13 protein-coding genes and 3 pseudogenes are annotated in these 18,914 nt (G+C 53.9%); 4 read left to right on the top strand and 12 right to left on the bottom strand.

Annotated elements, in window-relative coordinates; translation table 11 throughout:
* Positions 1–8 precede the first annotated feature (8 nt).
* The 5 genes and pseudogenes from ACORLH_RS12890 to ACORLH_RS12870 all read right to left on the bottom strand — a co-directional run.
* Complete coding sequence (locus tag ACORLH_RS12890) at positions 9–953, bottom strand: phytoene/squalene synthase family protein (protein WP_321828798.1); 945 nt, start codon at positions 951–953, stop codon at positions 9–11.
* Positions 950–2,461: a phytoene desaturase family protein gene (gene crtI / locus ACORLH_RS12885; protein WP_321828797.1), complete on the bottom strand. Its 1,512-nt coding sequence runs from the start codon at positions 2,459–2,461 to the stop codon at positions 950–952. Before crtI ends, ACORLH_RS12890 begins: the two co-directional genes overlap by 4 nt.
* Positions 2,458–3,327, bottom strand: coding sequence for a polyprenyl synthetase family protein (locus tag ACORLH_RS12880; protein WP_321828796.1), 870 nt, complete (start codon positions 3,325–3,327; stop codon positions 2,458–2,460). Before ACORLH_RS12880 ends, crtI begins: the two co-directional genes overlap by 4 nt.
* A 69-nt stretch (positions 3,328–3,396) precedes the next feature.
* A complete protein-coding gene (locus tag ACORLH_RS12875; protein ID WP_321828795.1) occupies positions 3,397–4,110 on the bottom strand; it encodes a bacteriorhodopsin-like in 714 nt (237 codons plus the stop codon).
* A gap of 404 nt (positions 4,111–4,514) precedes the next feature.
* Positions 4,515–4,995, bottom strand: a pseudogene (locus ACORLH_RS12870) (IS3 family transposase); the annotation flags it as partial.
* Between the two features lie 80 nt (positions 4,996–5,075).
* On the opposite strand from ACORLH_RS12870, the pseudogene ACORLH_RS12865 reads away from it, so the two are divergent.
* A pseudogene (locus tag ACORLH_RS12865) lies at positions 5,076–5,499 on the top strand (transposase); the annotation flags it as partial.
* A 60-nt stretch (positions 5,500–5,559) separates the two neighbouring features.
* Here the strand turns inward: ACORLH_RS12865 and ACORLH_RS12860 are convergent.
* The 4 genes and pseudogenes from ACORLH_RS12860 to ACORLH_RS12845 all read right to left on the bottom strand — a co-directional run bounded on the left by ACORLH_RS12860 (position 5,560) and on the right by ACORLH_RS12845 (position 11,806).
* Positions 5,560–6,656 (bottom strand): IS3 family transposase gene (locus ACORLH_RS12860; protein WP_321832817.1). Its coding sequence is split into 2 segments (ribosomal slippage): positions 5,560–6,422 and positions 6,422–6,656, totalling 1,098 coding nucleotides; the frame shifts between segments, so codons are not numbered across the junction.
* A gap of 164 nt (positions 6,657–6,820) precedes the next feature.
* Positions 6,821–7,012: pseudogene (locus ACORLH_RS12855) on the bottom strand (transposase); the annotation flags it as partial.
* A gap of 626 nt (positions 7,013–7,638) precedes the next feature.
* Positions 7,639–10,122 carry a DUF5906 domain-containing protein gene (locus ACORLH_RS12850; RefSeq protein WP_321828794.1) on the bottom strand — a complete coding sequence of 828 codons (2,484 nt, stop codon included), beginning with the start codon at positions 10,120–10,122 and terminating at the stop codon, positions 7,639–7,641.
* Between the two features lie 550 nt (positions 10,123–10,672).
* A complete protein-coding gene (locus ACORLH_RS12845; RefSeq protein ID WP_321828793.1) occupies positions 10,673–11,806 on the bottom strand; it encodes a site-specific integrase in 1,134 nt (377 codons plus the stop codon).
* 602 nt (positions 11,807–12,408) lie between these two features.
* Here ACORLH_RS12845 and ACORLH_RS12840 point away from each other — a divergent pair.
* The gene (locus ACORLH_RS12840; RefSeq protein WP_321828792.1) at positions 12,409–13,299 is read left to right on the top strand and encodes an SDR family oxidoreductase; all 891 of its coding nucleotides are present in this window, start codon (positions 12,409–12,411) and stop codon (positions 13,297–13,299) included.
* On the opposite strand, the gene ACORLH_RS12835 is transcribed toward ACORLH_RS12840, so the two are convergent.
* Positions 13,287–14,189, bottom strand: a complete 903-nt coding sequence (locus tag ACORLH_RS12835; RefSeq protein ID WP_321828791.1) for a LysR family transcriptional regulator — start codon at positions 14,187–14,189, stop codon at positions 13,287–13,289. The two genes, ACORLH_RS12840 and ACORLH_RS12835, sit on opposite strands and share 13 nt — an antisense overlap.
* A gap of 94 nt (positions 14,190–14,283) precedes the next feature.
* Here ACORLH_RS12835 and ACORLH_RS12830 point away from each other — a divergent pair, with 94 nt between their 5' ends.
* Positions 14,284–14,733: a PACE efflux transporter gene (locus tag ACORLH_RS12830; RefSeq protein WP_321828790.1), complete on the top strand. Its 450-nt coding sequence runs from the start codon at positions 14,284–14,286 to the stop codon at positions 14,731–14,733.
* An 89-nt stretch (positions 14,734–14,822) separates the two neighbouring features.
* Here ACORLH_RS12830 and ACORLH_RS12825 read toward each other — a convergent pair whose 3' ends face one another.
* Both ACORLH_RS12825 and ACORLH_RS12820 read right to left on the bottom strand, forming a co-directional pair.
* Entirely contained in the window at positions 14,823–16,100 is a 1,278-nt protein-coding gene (locus tag ACORLH_RS12825) for a serine hydrolase (protein WP_321828789.1), read from the bottom strand.
* Positions 16,101–16,143: 43 nt separating this feature from the next.
* Entirely contained in the window at positions 16,144–17,538 is a 1,395-nt protein-coding gene (locus ACORLH_RS12820; RefSeq protein WP_321828788.1) for an alginate export family protein, read from the bottom strand.
* Positions 17,539–18,009: 471 nt separating this feature from the next.
* On the opposite strand from ACORLH_RS12820, the gene ACORLH_RS12815 reads away from it, so the two are divergent.
* Complete coding sequence (locus ACORLH_RS12815) at positions 18,010–18,831, top strand: glycosyltransferase (protein ID WP_321828787.1); 822 nt, start codon at positions 18,010–18,012, stop codon at positions 18,829–18,831.
* The last annotated feature ends 83 nt before the right edge of the window (positions 18,832–18,914 follow it).

Below are 18,914 nucleotides of genomic sequence, written 5' to 3'. Positions count from 1 at the left end.
CTCGCGTATCATGGTGCTTTTGAGACACGTTTTTTTGTTGTTCTGCTGAGTGCTTGATGTAGGCACTCGTTGTGATAACGCCCGTGTTGATGTAGCCGCCTTTTAACACAGAATGCGACAAGCGCTTTGAGGGTGACCGTAACCTTCTCAGCCGTTGATACAACGACACGACCGTCCCAAACGTCGAACTCTCTTCCTCGAAGTTTCACCCCAATCTGCCTGTAGGCATTCGCGGCTACAAAAATAGCAAACCGTGACCGAAACGGCAGGTATCCAAAACCATCAAAAGCACTTTCATAGTAGGTATCTGCAAGGTCCAAAATACGCTCAATAGCCGCTTTAATTTGTCGATGCTCTCCAGAATTTGGCAACTCCAGCTTGGTAGGCGATAGATGATCTAGCCAAGCACCAGGTATGTATCTTCGGTTCATTTGCGCGTCTTCGACAACGTCACGCGCTATGTTTGTCAGCTGCATTGCAATGCCTAGATCTATGGCAAAGCGATGAGCTCTGATGTCACGTACATCCAAAATTGCACACATCATCAACCCAACTGTACCAGCAACGCCGTAAGCGTATCGGATCAAGTCAGCTTGACTCTCAAGCTCTACTGGACCCAGGTCATTTTTGACCGTATCGATGAGCTCAATTGCAATACACGCCTCCATATCAGTCTCAGAAATTAGATTTTGCATGTCGAGTGAAAAAAAACCGTCGTGGTGTGAACGCTCAAGCAGGCGTTTAAGGCTCTCCAGATCTTCGTGAGCTTGTAAAGGGTCTGGGCTGTCGTCTGCAAGATCGTCAACAAATCGGCAGAAAGCGTATAGCCGAGCGGCATGAATGGCCTGTTTCTTGTTTAAGAAGAATTTGGCAAAATGGAATGACCGCCCGTTTCGGCGCAAAACGTCTACCGCCTGCATTGACGTCGTCTCAAATTCAGGAGGCCCACTCATTCTGCCACCCTCAAGGGCTGTGCTGAGTCAGCGAAACCACCGGCACTAGGGACCAAACTGTCCACCACCTTTGCAGAACTCAAAACACCTGGAAGACCAGCGCCAGGATGCGTTCCTGCGCCCACTAGGAACAGGTTTTTCGGGCCTTCCGCCCTATTGTGGAACCGAAACCAAGCCGACTGAGTGAAATGCGGTGATATCGAAAACCCTGCCCCAGCCGGGCTTAGATAATTTTGCTCAAAATCCGCCGGCGTCATCCAGAAATCGCTACGTATGGTTTCACTTAGCCCAGGCAGAATGGTCCGATCCAAGGCAGCTACGACGCGGTCCCGCATCGCTTTGCCTTCGACATTCCAATCAATATCGGCTTCAAGGTTGGGCACAGGTACCAGCGCATAGAAGCTGTCATGGCCAGAAGGCGCGAAGCTCTCATCCGTTGCAGTGGGCCGATGAAGATAAATGGATATGTCCTGCGAAAGGACTTTTTTATGAAAGATGTCGTTTAGAAGGTTTTTGTACTGTTGGCCCAACCAGATTGTGTGGTGTGCGACCTCTGGAAATTTACCCTCCGTTCCGAAAAAGAGTACATATAGACCCATAGATTTGTCGGCATATTTCGACTTTAGACGCGCCGATAGTTTGCTGTGTTGCTTGGGAAGCAGCTTGTCATAAAGATGTGCAGGATCAGCGTTGGACACAACCACGTCTGTATCGAGAAAATTGAGATTATCAGTGGTGACACCCGTAACCTCATCACAGGCGACATGAATCTTGGTCACCGTCTCGTTCAATCTTATTTTGATCCCGACTTCACGCATCAGGCGTTCAAGTCCATCTACAAGTGCTCCAGTTCCCCCCATTGCAAAATGAACGCCATGCTTGCGCTCAAGGAAGTGGATAAGATTATAGATGCTTGTTGTGTCATAGGGATTTCCACCAACCAACAGGGGTTGTACCGAAAAAGCCCGACGCAAACGCCAGTCTGTCAAATACTGGGCCACAAGCTGCCAGACGGTTCGATAACTGCCTAAACTCAACATTTTCGGGATTTGCGCCGCCATCGAAGCAAAGGAATGAAATGGACGAGATGCCAGCTGTTCAAATCCAAGTTCGTAAATTTGGCGAGATTTTTCGAGCAACCCCAAGTATCCATCTTGATCCTTCGGGCTAAAGCGCGCGATTTCCGCAAGTGTGTCTTGAACGTCACCTCCGTAGTCGAATCGAGTGCCATCCGGAAACTCAAATCGGTACCAAAGGTCAAGCGGTACGATTTCGACGTATTGTTCAATTTGACGGTGAAAGAGCTCAAAGAGCTCGGTGAACAAAAAGGGGGCCGTCAAAACTGTTGGGCCTGCATCGTGACGATATCCATCGCGTTGAAAAACCTGCGCACGACCTCCAACACGTTCGCAACGATCAATCAGTGTCACGTCATAACCCTTCGCTCTCAGTCTAAGAGCAGTGGCGATTCCTCCAAAGCCCGCTCCGATAACAGTCGCCGTTTTCATACTGAACCCCTCGCAGTAAGGGCCAAGCGCTGTTTTAACGCGTAGTCTGAGATAAGATCCCCAGAGCCCAGGGGGAGTTGCGCAGCCAATTCATGAGCGCGCCTATAACTTTGAAGAGCCAGCTCAGTTGCGTGTTCCAGAGACGAGCGCATGGGTTCAACGTTGTTTGCTTGAAGTACGCCAACAATGTTTAGTCTTTTGTGAGCGAGGTCTTCTCGCCAGTCATCAAGATCGTCACAGATTTGATATGCGCACGCAAAGGCATTGGCCGCATCGGATGCCAGTTTCAAAGCATCTTGCCGGCCACCTAGCGTCAAAGCTAGTTCCAAGGGTAGGCAAAGAAGCGAGCCAGATTTGTCGCTGACCGTTTCGAGATAGTCATCCAAACTCAGGGTGCAGACTATAGAGTTGGCGCGATCCTTTGTTTGACCGGAAATTGCGTTCCCAACCGCGCGGTGCGAAGCAGCGATGAGATACCCGACGTCTGGTTGCCTAATCTCCGCGAGCGCGCAGTAAGCTGCAGATACCATCAAATCGCCGGTACATATTGCGACGTCTGTCCCAAAACGGGCCCAGACACTTTCTCTACCTCTTCTTACCCTGTCTCTATCTTGAATATCGTCGTGGATGAGCGATGCATTGTGTAACAGTTCGCAGCACGCTGCTATGGCGGTGTTTGATTCAAAATCCAAATTGAGCCTTTGACCAGCGTCAAGAGCCAACTTACAACGAAACCGATTTCCGCCCGCTGAAAGGTGATAGTTTGCCGCAGCGGCTGCGCTGTCTCCGCCCACTTCTGTCAAGCTCAGCATCCGCTGCTCAACCGTCTTCGTCAGGTATGCTGTGTGCGTCATTCCTTCAAACATCTTTACCACCAATATCTCACGATCAGAAAAATGGGCGCGTCACTCTCGCAACGCGCCAACTTGGTGTGTCTATGCAACGGCTTTATCGTTGGCATTGTCCGCTGTTGCCGCCGCCCAAATCACGACACCAAAGGCGATCTTGTTAACAAAATCAGCTAAGTTGTAGATCAAATTGAGCGCATCTGCGTTGCCGCCCCCCGCGTAGCCATAAATGAATCCGAGAGGATAGATTGCCCAACCAAAGGTGACGATGATCCGAAGCGCGCTGAATGCGCGTTTGGACGCCACCGTGCCTTCGCTTGCGTTAATTTTGCTCGCCTCGCCAGCGAAAATCTCGTAGATGATATACAGCCAAGCGAGCGTGCCAATGATGAACAGCATCCACAGCGCAAGTCGCGCCTCTGGGTTAACCTCACCAAGATAGCCAGCAATAAGCATGATCAAGGAGGCGACGAGAAGTCGCCAGAACAAGACAGCTCTGACCACGGCAATCGCTGCCAATATGAGATAGAACTCGATAATTTGTAGTGGCACCGTCAAGAGCCAATCAACATAGCGAAACACGGTTGGGCTTGTGCCCGTTACCGCCCAAACATCGCGCATGTAAAAGTAGTGAATTGCGGCGATGCCTGTAACCATTGCCGCTACAGTTAGAGATGTTTTCCACTTGCCCACCGCCCTGTCGCGTTCAACCCAGAAGAAGAAGGTTGCGGCGACCATTGCGGCCGAGATGATCCAAAACGAGACCCCAACAAAATCGGATGGGTCGAGCATATTACTCATTTCCTTACTCCTCAACTATGTATACGAATCAGCATACGCAGCCGCTGAGTGGCTGGATTAAAAAAAGGTATGCGGCATTTTGGCAGTCATCTTGACGCCGAGGTACATCTTCGTGGTCTCAGACGAGTGTTCTGACTGGGTGATTAGACTTACATGACATTTATGCTGTTTGTCTTGCTAAGGCATTCAAAAACCTAAACGAAAAATCGCCTTAGGTAGCAAAAATCTGTCCTTTTATGACCCAAAAATTGAATGTCAGTCTCGAGAAATAGGTGCGAAATTCAGTCATTTATTTGCGTAAAAATACGTCCAAGGCGCATCATTTTCATGCGCACCCCCCTGAAAAGTGTGAAAATGCGGGTCAAGTCTCGGCCGCCAAAATCGCATAAAAAGCCAGAGCGCCAGCTTCGATGATGAACGAAGTCATACGACCAGACATAGTTGCCATACCCTGGCCGAAGTCGAACGCAAGAACCATCGTTCGGCCAGAGCCGCCCCTTCTTTGGCTGTTTCAGCGGGGCTTTGAGCCCCTCGCGCCGCCATAGATGTTCGACACGTTTGTCGTTTACTTGCCGGCCTGCATCTCTCAGCAAACCGGCGATCCGGCGATAATCGTATCGACCAAACTGACGAGCGAGTTTGATCATGTCGGCCACCAAGCGCCCTTCATCAGCCCGCTCAACTGGCACCCGCCCCTGTGTGGATCGGTGTTGCCCCAGATCGCGGCAGGCGCGACGTTCTTAGACGTGGAAGTGGTTCGCACACGATAAATGCAGTTGCGGCGGCGTGATGGGCTCAGAAGTTTCCCCGTGCGGCTTCAGACGGGATGAGCTTGTCCAATGTCAGATCAGAAACTGCCCGGCGCAGCCGGTCATTCTCCTTGTCTGACGTCAGCACCTATGGGACAGATTTGAGGTTTTCGTAACGGAGGTTTTTTGGTTCATCGCAGCCATTATGGAGCGAATATGAACAAGAAATCCGTAACATCGAAGGACGCGGCTGACAAGTTGGTCAAAGGCATCCGTCGCAAGACGCGCAAACAATATTCCGCCGAAGAGAAGATCAGGATCGTGCTGGCGGGCCTGCGGGGTGAAGAAAGTATCGCCGCTCTCTGCCGCCGTGAAGGGATCAGCGAGAGCCTGTATTACACGTGGTCGAAGGAATTTCTCGAAGCGGGCAAACAACGCCTTATCGGGGATACTGCCCGCCAGGCAACCTCGCCCTGGAAAACCGTCTGCTCAAAAAAAGCATGATCGGGGATGGGGAGTACGAGGCATGAGATATGCCGCATCGGAAAAGCTGGAGATCATCCGCAGTGTGGAAGCGTCGCATTTGTCGGCGCGCCAGACGCTGGCGACGCTCGGCATTCCCAGCACGACCTATTATCGCTGATATGACCGCTGGTCTGAAGGCGGTGCTCAGCCTCATCTGAGTGGTCCATTTTGATTGTTAGTGCATGATCGTCCTCTGATCCATCGGAATGATGGTTTCAGGAGCTGGTGGTTTGTAGCCCAATGCACTGTGGGGCCTTTGTGTGTTGTAGTGTTTCCTCCACTCTTCGATCAGGATTTGCGCTTCGCGCAGGCTGTAGAATACCTCGCCGTTGAGAAGTTCATCCCGCATCCGCCCGTTGAAGCTTTCGCAATATCCGTTTTCCCAGGGTGACCCTGGCTCGATGTAGGCGGTCTTCGCGCCGACGGCGGTGATCCAGTCCCGAACAGCCTGTGCAACGAACTCAGGGCCATTATCCGACCGGATGAATGCCGGAGCGCCGCGCAGGATGAACAGGTCTGTCAGAACATTGATCACATCTGTCGAGTTCAATTTGCGCTGCACCTTAATCGCCAAACATTCCCGGCTGTGCTCATCAATGATGTTCAGCGTCCTGAAGACTTTTCCATCATCTGTCCGGCAATGCACGAAGTCATAGCTCCAGACATGGTTCCGATACTCGGGCCTCAGCCGAACACATGATCCGTCATTCAGCCAGAGCCGCCCCTTCTTCGGTTGTTTTGCTGGAACCTTCAGCCCCTCTCGTCGCCATAGCCGTTCGACACGACCATCGCTCACGGACCAACCCGCCTCTCTGAGCAGAGCCGCGATCCGCCGATAGCCGTAGCGGCCAAACTGTCTGGCCAATTCGATCATGTCAGCAACCAAACGATCCTCATCGGCGCGGCCTTTCGGGATATGCCTTTGTGTGGAGCGATGCTGCCCGAGAACCCGACAGGCCCTGCGTTGCGATACTTTGAACTGGCTTCGAACGTGATCAATACATGCACGACGGCGAGCGGGGCTTAGTAATTTCCCTTTGCGGCTTCCTTCAGGATTAATTTGTCCAACGTAAGATCAGACACAGCTCTTCTGAGCCGTTCATTTTCCTTTTGAAGCCGCTTCAGCTCCTTCAATTGATCCAAACCCATTCCGCCATACTTCTTACGCCAGCGGGAATAGGTTTGTTCAACAACATCGATCTGTCTGATTGCATCCAGACGGGACATGCCTTGCCCCATCAACACCTCAACTTGCCGTAACTTCGAAACTATCTCTTCCGGCTTCGGTCGCTTGTTTGCCGTGCGTGGTCCTCCGTTTCCTAAACATAGCGGCGGACCAGTTCACTGGGGGAGGCTCAATTCGCTCCTTTTCCCAACCAGGAAAACGTAGCGGAAAACTCTACTCAGAAACGGTCGGAATTTCGGGTGTCAGTGCAAAAGTCCTTGGACCACTTGTAGTAAACACCCTGGGAAATCCCCTCACGGCGGCAAAGCTCAGCAATGCTATCTTCGCCACGCAGGCCATCCAGCACGATCCTGATCTTCTCTTCAGCTGAATACTGTTTGCGGGTTGCCAGTTTGATGTCTTTGACGATCTTCTCGCCGGGGCTCTTGGTTGTCTTTCTCATCGTCCACTCCTCGGTGGTCACGATGAGCCAGAAATACTCTCTTATCAAATCGCCCTATTTGGACCCATAGGCGCTGACGTCAGACAGTGATTCTATATACCGGCCCCTTTTTGTATCTGTGCTTCCTAGGGTCGTGAACTAAAGGCGGCTTCTATTATAATGCGGTAAGGGCTGGAGCAGTTCGGGACGATTAGGCTAAGCTTATGCGACTGCACCGCAGCCGCAAAGATACTGCAATTTGACTTGTCCAGTGACACCTTTAGGGAGCCTGTTCCAGCATACATGCATCTTGCGGTCTGTGTAACTCTGAGGCGAGCCTTTCGGCTTCGGGTTTCGCGGTTTTGTAAAAAACTGGTCCCCTTTCTAAGGGAGTATCTAAGCGAAGACCAAGAGGGCTCTAAGTGTTCTGTTGGTTTGCATCGGGAATAACAAAGTTCGAAGCGAATTTTGCGTAAATTATTGAAAATATTAATAAAATACCGGCTTCGAGTGTGGTTTTTCTTTTCGCTCGGTTTCGGTTCTGCAGGCCCTCCCGGCCGGCTTTGTTGCCCCCTTGGCAAGATTTGCTTCAAACAAGAAAAGGGCCGCTGGTTTGGCGGCCCTGATTAGGTTTCGGTTTCGAATTTCTATGATGTGTTGGCGAGGAGCGAAGCTTTATGCTGCTCAAGGTCTTTTTGATAGGCAGCAGCTAGCTTGTTTCCAGTCATTGCTTCGACCGATTTAAGATTCCGGAATTCTTCTGGAGCGTGTGGGGTAATCCAAACCCGCCGCATTTGCCCGTTAACCTTCACTTGCGCCGCATTTCCTGGTTTGGCGTGGAAGCAGTTCGCGGCCTTGAGCCCCTTTTTCACTTCGCTTAGGCTCGGGTTTTGGTACATCTTCTTATCGATGCGCAGCTGGGTCATGACTTCATCAAGCGCAACAAGCCCACGTTTACCGAAGGCTCCGGTGCTCATCATTTCGAGAACTGCTAGAGCCGTACTGCTGAGGCCTGCCTCGACAATTGCGCGACGCGAGCCAGATACGTCTTTTGGCTGCTCAAAGGGATTGAAATTGGAAATGTCACGCGTTTCCAAATAATAGCGCACACGCCCGATTTCGTCAGCATCACAAAGTTTGAGGTGGTCTTGAGGAGTGAATACTGCATCTAGGCGCTGGGCGCCTGAAACATAGGGAACAAAGCGTCTGTCGTCGTGATCAATACCTTTGATTGCGTCCTCATTATTTGAAAGGGCGATGAAGTTTCCGCTAAAACGAGTGCGTTGAACTTTTTGGTGCTTTTCGTTGATGTCAACGAAGCCAGTTGCGTTGCCGGTCAGGTCTTTCAGCCGTAGGTAAGCGTCGCCCTTCGAATCCAGTCGTGCTTCCTGCAACAAAATTAGATGGTTCAACAAGTAACTGTTGAAGTCACCCAAAAGCTGGCTCGTTGTGATACTGGTACAATTGTGCGTTCCCAGCACCTCTTGATATGGGCGCAGCAAAGTGTCTTTTCCTGACCCTTGACCAGACACGATAAGGGGAATGAGCGGAGTTCTTTTGGAGGGGTTCTGGACGGTCCAAGCCAGCCAATCTAGGAACCAATTCCGGTAGTCGTCATTGTCAATTAGGTGATAGACCACCTTGAGCCAAAGTTCTGGAGTACCCTTCACGCTCGCGTATTTCGAAGGTGTCCATGTATTAATATGCGGCTGTTTCAGGCCCGCTTCGTTTTCAGCGGAAACAACAGCCGCTTCATTCCCGGGAACATAAGCCAAACCAGTCACGACTTGGAAATCAGGGTGATTGGCGAGTACATTTGCGGCCAACTTCATTCCTTTGCTTCCCGCTTTGATGGTGGGGGTCACGGCTTCATGACGTGACAAGCCTGCCGGAGAGTAAAACTGGCGCTCAGTTGTGTCGTAGAAGCGTTCTCCAGTCTTCAAGTAAACGAACCGTGCGACCAAACGAGCAATGGCTTCTTCCTCAGTCTCGCGCGCCTGCTGTGCCCGGCGCTCGTTGCGCGATGCAAGGGCGTTGGCTTCTTCCTGCAAGGCGCGCTTCTTGGCCGGATCGTTCGCGCCAAAAATGATGCGCGTTTCAAACATCGATGCAGACGCGGGCAGGTTCTCGTCGTTCTTCCCGGTCGCGTTCAACACTTCGACATGTTCTTCGTAACGCCGCCGGATCATGGACAGAAAGTCAGGGGTCCGCAGTTCCGCGCAGGAAGCGTGATTGCAGAAGCAAGCGCCGTCAGAGCCAATGAAGGAGAACCCGGTTTCAGGCCGCGCCCCGTGGGCTTCCATGTTGGGGCACAGCGCGTCCACAACACCCTTGACGCGCTGGCTGGGGTCCAAGCCGATCACTGCCGCCATCTGCACCAGAGGATCGTCCATGTCCGCGTCACGCGGACGCGAACCGCCACCAGCTGCGGCCATGGCCCCGGACGTCTGAGCGGCGAGGGGGACGTCAGCCTTGCGCCAATCCTCACCGCCGATCAGGACGCGCCCGATCTGGTCCAGTGTCGCCGTCTTCTCAGGTGAACAATCCACGTAGCCAACGGCAGGGGAACGGCCCTTGCTGTCCCGGTAGGCTGGTTTGGAGTTGTGCCCCCATGGCAGGCGCAGATAGCGCGTAGCGTCGTGCAGGGCGTCTGTCAGGCCGTGTTCGATCATGTAGGCCCGGATCAAGGCAAGGTCGGTGTTGTGTTCCACGCTGCCCGTGTCGCCTTCCAGCTTCCAGAGCCACGTTTCATTGCCCGGCGACGTCTCAATGCGGAACGTCGGCTCCGGGAACCCCTTCAAAAACATTTCGGTCCACTTGGCGGGGTCAACCTTGGTGCCAATGTCGTCCGCGTAAAGCAACGGCTGGTCCACCACTTCGCTCAGCGTCCGGCGCTCGGCGTTAGGTTTCAGACGTCCGGTGCAGAAATACAGGTCCACCACGTCCGCCGTCATGAGGCGGGCTTTCAGCCGGGACAAGCCCTGCATCCCGAACCAGTTTGCCCCGTTTTGAATGTCCTCAAAGCCTGTCACCCAGACGTCGCCGACGTTTTCTTTGCCGTAGATGATGTCAAGGAACTCTTCGCAGATTTCCCACCCGGACTTGGCATGCCGATAGGTCGATGTTTGCATTATGCAATCCCCCCTGCAAAGTCGATGGCGGCGGGGAGCAATTCTTGTACCTGTGCGGCAAAGTCTTCAGGCATTTGAGACAGCAAGACACTGTGGTCTGTTTGGGGCATGCGTGCAAGGGCGCCAGCCCAAACGTCGCTTGAGAGCGGCTGGCGCTTGCCCTGAACAATTGTCAGTTCTAGGCCCCAGCGCAACATTGTGCGTGCTGAGACTTTGAAGGCGAGGCTAGAAACGGTGTCTGCGTGATGCGCAATTGGTGCCCGCAGGGGCGGGCATGAAAGTGAATAGGGCACTTAGTCCTCCAGAGCCGTTCGGCTTTTGGTTTCTGTCGGACGCTCCTTTGTTTCCTCGTCGAGCTGCAGTTGATGTGCAGTCGACTAAAAGAGTCAGGTGGAGCGTTCTTTGGAGCACCAAGAGCATGTCCTTTCACTTGGGATGATTTCTGCTCTAATAGTTAACTTGGCTGCGCATTGTTGTCTATGGTATTGTTTTGTTGACTAAATTTTGTTTCTGAGTAGTATATTGTCGTCGGTGCAGTAACTCAAAATTTTCATGCATTCGTTACGATTTCAGACCAGCGTTTCATTGCTGCTCTCTTCTGGTCGATCATGGAAGAGTATTGGTAGCGACGCGCAACATCGTTCAAAGTTGCGGCGCCCACATGGTTTAGGCAACGGTCAACGATCACGGCGTCAATGCCTTCGTCAGCACAAAGCGTTGCGAACGTGCGCCGCAGGTCATGGAAGGTCCAATTTGAAATGCCACTATCCGTGTCCAGTTTTCTTTTGTACCTTGACCAGCCATTAAATGGCGTGACTCCAGTACGACCAGCAAACACCAAATCCGTTTCTCCCCTCATTTTGGATGCTTCGTCGAGCACTTTCTGAGCGATGTGGTTCAGGGGGACGGCATAATCCTTGCCGGTTTTGGTGCGCTCCCCTGGGATGGTCCACAGGTCTCCATTGATTTCTGACCATTTCATTCCTGCGACTTCATTGCGGCGCTGGGCTGTTGCAATCATCATTATTGTGGCCGCTGCGGCGACGTGCGTACCGTGAGATTGAGCGGCACGTAGAACTGCCCCAAGTTCTTTCTTGTTTAGGTATCGGTCGCGTTTGGCGGTTTGTCGTACATGCAATGTAAGAAGATCTGGGCCAACCTCTCCACGGTCATATGCCCATTTCAGGAAGGGCCGCAGATAACGAATGGAAAGGTCAGCGACCGAAGGGGCAGATTCCCGCTGTTTGTCTGTACAAGCCAATAGTTTGGCTTTGGTCAACGAAGGCAGTTTTTCTTGTAGCAAGCGAGAGTAAACATTGCGGATAACTCTGTCTGCGTGACCAATAGTTCGGAGATCGCTGCGTTGGGAAACGTAGGTCAATAGCGCTTCGTCGAAACTTCTGGCTTTCTTAACCTTTTGGCGTTCCGCGCGCTGTGCAAGAACGTCCCCGCCAGATGCTTTGGTAACAGCGACTGAGGCAAGCTTTGCGTGCGCGGCTTTGCGGGCTGCAACTGTTGTCAGACCCGGCCAGCGGCCAATGGTGTCACGGATCCGTTTGCCGTCTACACGGTGGCGGAGTGTCCATGTCGCACTTTTGCTATTGCCCCTAAGTTCCAGGCCTGGAATTTCAGGATCTTTAAGGGTGGCTCGCCCGATTGGCGGGAGATCTGTCTTCGGGTGCACTCAATTTCTCCAATGTGGGTCCCGGTGGGGTCCCGTTTTGGGGCCCGAAATGTCTAAGGTGCATTCTGATCCAATAGCGCCCAAATGGGGTGTAGTCAAAAGGTTTGTCTGTTAAGTGTTTGTTTTTCTTGTGATTAGAGGAGTGTTTGGATCGGTTTGGTCAAGTTTGGCCGGTATTGCCTATGTGGTGAATTGTTGACTGTTAATCAATTGGTCGTAGGTTCGATCCCTACCGCCGGAGCCATAAAAAGCCCTTAAGTCGAAAGACTTGAGGGCTTTTTTGCTTTCTCGGGTTGGCCGCCATCATCGGCGCGAATGGGCTTTGTGGTTTGTGCTTTTAGCCAATGGCTTTCATCTTGCCAACTGCACGGCTGGCGTTCGTCAGGCTATCGTTTGGGCGGCAAAACCCTGTGGTCAGATTTGGTTCAGATCCTTTTTGCGCCCTGTCGGTGGCCCCCGTAGCCCCGCGTTTGAAGGTAATCGCCTTGTGTTACGGGGCGAGGCGGGGAGATGCATCTTCAATATATCGCTTTCATGAATGGATAGTGACTAATACTATCTCATCGCTGCCCGTAGAAATCTCCGGAAAAGGAGACGAATCTATGTCAAAGAAAATCACAATCATCGGTGCAACCGGGCATTTGGGGCATCGGGTCACGGCGAAACTTGTGGCACAGGGGGCTGAGGTAACAGCCGTTGTCCGTGATCCTGCCCGGGCAAAAACCATCCTGCCCGCATCCGTGCGGCTGGTTCAGGGCGATGTCGCGGATCCGGCCAGCTTGGTCACGGCCCTTGCGGGTACCGAGACGCTTTACATCACGCTCAACACGGAATCTTTGGAAGTGACGCTGCCCTTCCATAGCGAGCGGGAAGGGGTGAAAAACATTGTTGCGGCGGCCCAGAAAACGGGTGTTTGCCATATCATGCAAATTGCCGGGATCGACTTCATTCATCCTGAGTTTTCCACCAAGGGCATGGCCTACGGCACCAATGCCATCCGCAAAGAAGGGATCGCGGCGATCAAAGACTCGGGCATTCCTTACACGTTTTTCTACTGCTCTGTGTTTATGGATTCGATGCCAAAATTCCTTGAGGGTGAGGAGATGGCAGTCATCGGGGAACACGTGAACCCGATCTATTTTACCAATACAACTGAACTGGCGGCGCTGGTTTTTAATGCCATCGACAACCCTGCCGCGCGGGGCAAGGAGTTTGCGGTTCAGGGGCGTGAAGCCATGACGTTTGCACAAGGATCGGAGGAGTTCTTGTGCCATTTTGCACCAGAAGCGCAGGTGCTGAAACTTCCGTTTGAAACCGTGCGGCAGATGGGGCTGCCAGAAGATCAGGCGATCTTTTTTGAACACCTTTTGTCCTTCCTGGAACAAACAAGTGAGCAACAGGTGAGCGCCGAAACCTGGCGTATCTTGGGCGAGCCCCAGACGACGATTGCATCCTTTGCCCAGGAGCTACGTGCTGAGGCTCAGCCAGCGTAAGCGTTTTGAATAATTGCGGTTTCCGCCAGGCTTTCCATGAGGCTGGCGGTGGCCGGCCCCATTGGTTTTTTAAATGACCAAACCAGATCTACGCCCCGTTCCACATATGGTTCTGCCTCAAACTGCAGAGGCATGATCTTTAGTGCACCGGTTTGCACAAAGGCGTCCACCGCATGCAGGGGCAGGGCGGCCCAGCCCAGTTTGGAAACCACCAAATCAACGGCTTCGGCGACGGTGCTGACCTCCCAGATGGTGGGGGAGGCCTGCAACATGGCCGTGTCGGACGTATGGGCCTCTTTCAGCAGGATTTGCCGGTGCAGTCGCAGCTGATCCCAAGGCACTAACGGCAATTGTGACAGCGCATAGTCGGGGCTGCAGACACAGACCAGCTTGAGTTTGCCCAAGGGGCGGAAATCCAGGTGTTTTGGGGTTTCTTCCGGTTCCACTACAATGCCAAGATCCGTTTGGCCAGCCTCGACATAGCTTTGGATTTCTCCGGAGGAGTTTGACTGGATATCGACATCCACCGAGGGAAATTCCTGATTAAACCGCCGTATGATCTCGCCCAGGTTTGCCAGTTTGACATGCGGTGCAATCGCCAGTGTCACGCGGTCTTCGGTCTCGATCGATAGCGCATCCGCCAGAGCCAAAAACCGGCTGCGCCGTTCCAGCAACAGCTCCGCCTGAGCGATCAGTGCACGGCCGGCCGGGGTTAGAACGGGGTAGCGCCTGCTGCGATCAAACAGTTCAACGTCCAGATCGATTTCCAGATTGGCAACCAATGTGCTGATGACCGACTGCACCTTGCCGCATTTGCGGGCAGCGGCTGAGAAGGAACCCTCATGATGGGTCGCGACGAAGGCTTCCAGCTGTTCAAACGATGCGCGCATTGGTCGATCCTTCTATCTGATATGTAGATGGTACTTAATTTTTTTGATCTCACCAATAGGGTTATGCAGGGGGTGAAGCAAAGAGGAAATCAAAATGCGCCTATCCGAGCGGATCTTTCACGCGGTTCTATTTGAAGCAGTTGCGCTGTTGTGCATCGCCATCCTGATCCCTCTGATCAGTGAAGTGGACGTGCAGAAATCGGTCACGATCGGCCTGTTCCTGTCGCTGGCTGCGATGGTTTGGAATGTCACCTTCAATGCGATGTTTGACCGGGCGATGCTGCTGCTGCGCGGCACCCTGACCAAATCCCTCCGGTTGCGGGTGCTGCATGCCACTTTGTTTGAGGCGAGTTTTGTGGCACTGACACTGCCGCCCGTGGCCTGGTGGCTTGAGCTGACCCTTTGGGCCGCGGTTCAGCTGGAAGCGGCAATTATTGTGTTTGTTCTGATCTATACGTTTGTTTTCAATCTGTTTTACGACCGGATCCGGCCGCATTTACATCGATTGCTGGCTGCCCGAAGTGCGTCGCGTCGTGACGCCTGACAGCTTGATAAGGCGATCAATCTAGAGCCCCCGAACAATGAAAAACGGGCCCGCTTGGGGCCCGTTTCGCAGCGTATCAACGGTGCATGTCAGTCACGCGCCAAAAGGAATTCCGCCACTGCCTGATAAGCGGGCAGGGAGGTTGGGTCGATAAAGCCGTTTTGGGCCTGCGGGAAAGAGGACAGGCGGACCAGAACCATTTCCGCGGTGGGGTCAACATAGATCGTCTGGCCGTGGACCCCGCGCGCCGCGAAGGCACCGTGGTCATTGTGGAAGACCCAGTATTGGCTGGTGTAGCTGCCGTTCTCAATCGTCGGGAAACCCATGAATTTCGACTGATCCCCCCCAGCCTTGATCGTTTTGACCACATCGACCGGGAACAGTTGCGTGCCGTGGGCGTTGCCTTCGTTCAGCAACAGCTGGCCCAGCCGGCCCAGATCCCGCAGCCCTGCGGTGACGCCGCCACCGGCAAAAGGCACCCCCATCGCATCAACGGTTTGATAAGCGTCCTGTTCCATACCCAGCGGCCGCCACAGCCGTTCTGAGGCCAGATCGGTCACCGATTTTCCGGTCACCCGGCTGATGATCCAGCCCAGCATGTCCGAGTTGATAGTTTTATAATGGAAGGCATCGCCATGATTGCCCTCTGGCTGTACCTGTTGCAGATATTGCCAGTAGCCATTGGGGCCTTCATAGCCTTCGGCCTTGGGCAGGGGGCTGGCGGCGGCGGAGTAGAGCCAGATATCGGCGTTGGGGTCTGAATAATCCTCGGAGTATTTCACGCCGGTGGTCATATCCATCACCTGCCGCACCGTGGCGCTGGCAAAGGCGCTGTCACCAATTTCCGGGATGATGTCGCGCACCAGCAGGCTGTCATCCAAGACACCTTCGCTGACCAGGATCTGCCCCAACAGGCCGGTGATCGATTTGGTCATCGACATGATGGCGTGTTTGCCATCCTCTTTCAGGCAGCCAAAGTAGCGTTCATACACCACTTCACCCTTGTGCAGGATCAGCATCCCGTCGGTGTAATTGGTATAAAGCGACTCCTCCCAGGTCATCGGGCTGTCGCTGTTCATCGGCGTGAAAGTCAGCGCATCGATGGTGCCACGAAGCGTGGCAAACTCAGCCGCAGAGGGGTAGTTCAGCGGGCTTGGCGCGCCAATGCCACGGCTGATTTCCTCGGTCGGCAAAAACTCCCGCAGGTGGCAGACTGACCAGCGCAGTTTAGGGAAGCTGAAGTAGTTGGAATCCGGCTGGGTGATCATCTTGTCGGCCGGCGGTGGGAAGCCCTGCATCCAGCCCATGACGTTTGGATCAGACTCCTGCGCACTCAGCGGTTTTGACTGGGCCAAGGCGGGGTTCATCGCCCCCGCCATTAGAAAAGCGCCTGCAGCCAGGGCCATGAGCCTAGAAGTTGACAACGACATTCACAAATCCTCCGTTCCAATTGTCAGCATTTCCACCGGCGGCATTGTTGATCCCAGCCCCGGGAAGGGAGATGGAGACGCCAGCGGTCAAATAGGTGTTGCGGTTAATAATTCGGTTGTATTCCACGAAGAAATCATCAGCGAGATGGGCATCTGTCACCCCGCTGACCACCACGCCATTGGCATCCACCCGGGTGCCCTGACCAAATTGGATCGGGCTGTTCAGCTCATCCGCACGGATGTGGGAATAGCGAAAGGTGACGGTGTCTTTCGGGCTGGGTTTCACCTGCAATGCTACTGAGAGCGCATTGACGTTGGAGTTGATAAAGGTCGAGGCGGACTTTGACCCCGTTGCCCAGGCGCTGGGGCTGCCTTCGTAATAGAGCGGATCAAACCGTTCCAAGGCTGTGGTGTCGGGATCATCGCCGGAGAAGGTTTGATATCCAAGTGTCAGCACAGGTGACCAGGCTATGCCTTGGAAGGCATAGCTTGCCGTGACGCGCCCTGCCCAGGCCTCCAGATCGACGGTGTCGTTCCACTGGTAGGCATAATCCCCGGTGAAGGTCCAGTTCGCCAGCGCCCCGGCAAAGGGCGCAGTTTTACCATAGAGGTTGATCGTATTGGTGCCTTCACGTGGGCCGGTCAGAACAGACGGGGCGCCAATGCCACCCGGTGCGGCCTGCGGGTAGGGGGAGCCTGAGTTCAAAACATGGATGTAGGTGGCACCCAGATAGCTGCCCTGCGCCCCGTCGTGGCGCAGATCAATGCCTGCCAGTTCATTGCCCGCATCGGTGGAGGGCAATTCATTGGGATCAATGTAAAACACCGTACCGGTCAGCCCATTGCCCGAAAGCTTGGCGATGGCTGACATTTCCCAGGCCTTGCGGGGGCCAAGTTTCAGCGCACCCCGTTCAAACCCGCTGGTGGCCCCGTTTGAGATCAGCATCCCGGTGCCAAGCTTCAGCTCGCGCGGACCCACGGAAACATCGTAGGTCAGACCAGCGCCCGCGGTGCCGCGGATGCCGATGTAGCCTTCTTCCAGTGTGGTGGCGCCGGTGTCGCCGGTGTCAAAGGCGTCCGTGCCCCAGGTGTAGGAGGCGACGGCGGACAATTTCCCGTAGATCGTGCCGCCTGAATCAAGCGTGTTTTCAAAGCTGATGCCGGGTTTGACATAGGCTTCGACCCAACTGGTGTCGGGGCCAAAATCCAGACCCGGTGTGATTGCCTGCGGCAGGTTCCAGTAGAGGTTGGATTCAACAGGGAAGTTGATCCCCGCCTGCAAATGGCCGCGCACCTTGGTGCCGTTTTGATCGTAAAATAGGAACGGGTCGCGATCCTGCGCCGCAGCCGTTGTTGCGATCAGCAAAGGGGCCATTGTCGCGGCGCCAATATACTGGAAAAGAAAGGTGTGGGTTGAATTTTTAGTGCCTGAAAGGGATCGTCTAAAGCCGGTCACGATAAGACTCCGATTTAACTATCCTTTGGCCACCTAGGTCGTCAGGCAAGGCGGTCAAGAGAATGAAATGCGATCGGAGCACTGAGTTTGTTTGCCGACCTATTTGTTTGCGTTTGTTGGCATTTTTCGGCTTTCCTTTAGTGTCACAAGAGACGCGGCGCCTCATTGTGGTGTCAGGGGAGTTCAATGCTAGCCTTTGGTCGGTCTGCCCTCGCTGGCCCATGTAACGGCATACATCAACAGCGGCTGACAGGCCGCGCGGACCTGCCGGCGATCGATGATCGCAAAAAAATTGCGGCTCTGGGGCAAAGGCGTTAGACTCTCATCAGATAACAAACAGCGGTGTGGGCAGTATTTTCAAGAACACCGCGACAGGGTGAGGCTTGCGCAATGCATTTGCTTTATTTGATGCGGTATTCTTTTTACGGCCAGTCTGGCTGGCGCGGTGAGGCGAGCCGTGATCCCGAAAAGCTGTTTTCGCCGGAACGGTTGGAGCAACGCGAATACTACCTGCGCAAGGTGGCGCTGCCGTCGCTGCGGGATCAGACGGATCAGGATTTCAACCTGATTGTGCTGTCCTCCACCTTGATGCCGAAACCCTATCAGGACCGCCTCAAAGAAGTCTGCAATGACATGCTGGGGCCGCGCGCCCATGTGATCTTCCGCGAGCCGGATTCGACCTCAAAGGTGTTTCAAAAATACCGTTGGCAGACCTTCAACCGCTATGCCCACACGGCGCAGATTGTGCTGGATGATGATGATGCGGTGGGGGTCGATTTCACCGCAGACCTGCGCGGTGAGGCAAACGCTGCGGTTGCGCTGCGCAAAGCGAACCAGCCAAACTACGTCTTCCTGTCTTGGCCGCGGGGCGTCACCGCGCTGTTTGAGGATGGCAATCTCGAGCTTATCCCGCGCAACGTTCCGGCCACCAATCTGGGGCTGACGGTTGTGGCGCCATCCGAAAGCCACCGCAGCCCGTTCCGCGTGGCCCACCACAAGGTGCTGGAACGCCGCCCAGTGCGGGTCATTCACACGCTGGAACCCCAGTATATCCGCTCGGTCCATGCCAGCAATGACAGTAAAGGGCGCCGTGGCACGGAGCCTGTGAAGGCAGAGACCCTGCCGATGTTGTTCAAAACCTTCCCTCTGCTGCGCGATCTGAAAGCGGATTGGAAAATGCGCCCGGAAATGGCGGCTCTGGCTGAAGCATAGAGGCTCAAAATACCTGAGCGTGGCAACCGTCGCCCCGTAGATATTTGAAACGTCAAAAGGGCGCGGTCATGATTGACCGCGCC

The organism is Thalassovita sp. (genome assembly GCF_963691685.1).
GTDB lineage: Bacteria > Pseudomonadota > Alphaproteobacteria > Rhodobacterales > Rhodobacteraceae > Thalassobius.
This window is presented reverse-complemented; position numbering and strand designations above follow the sequence as displayed.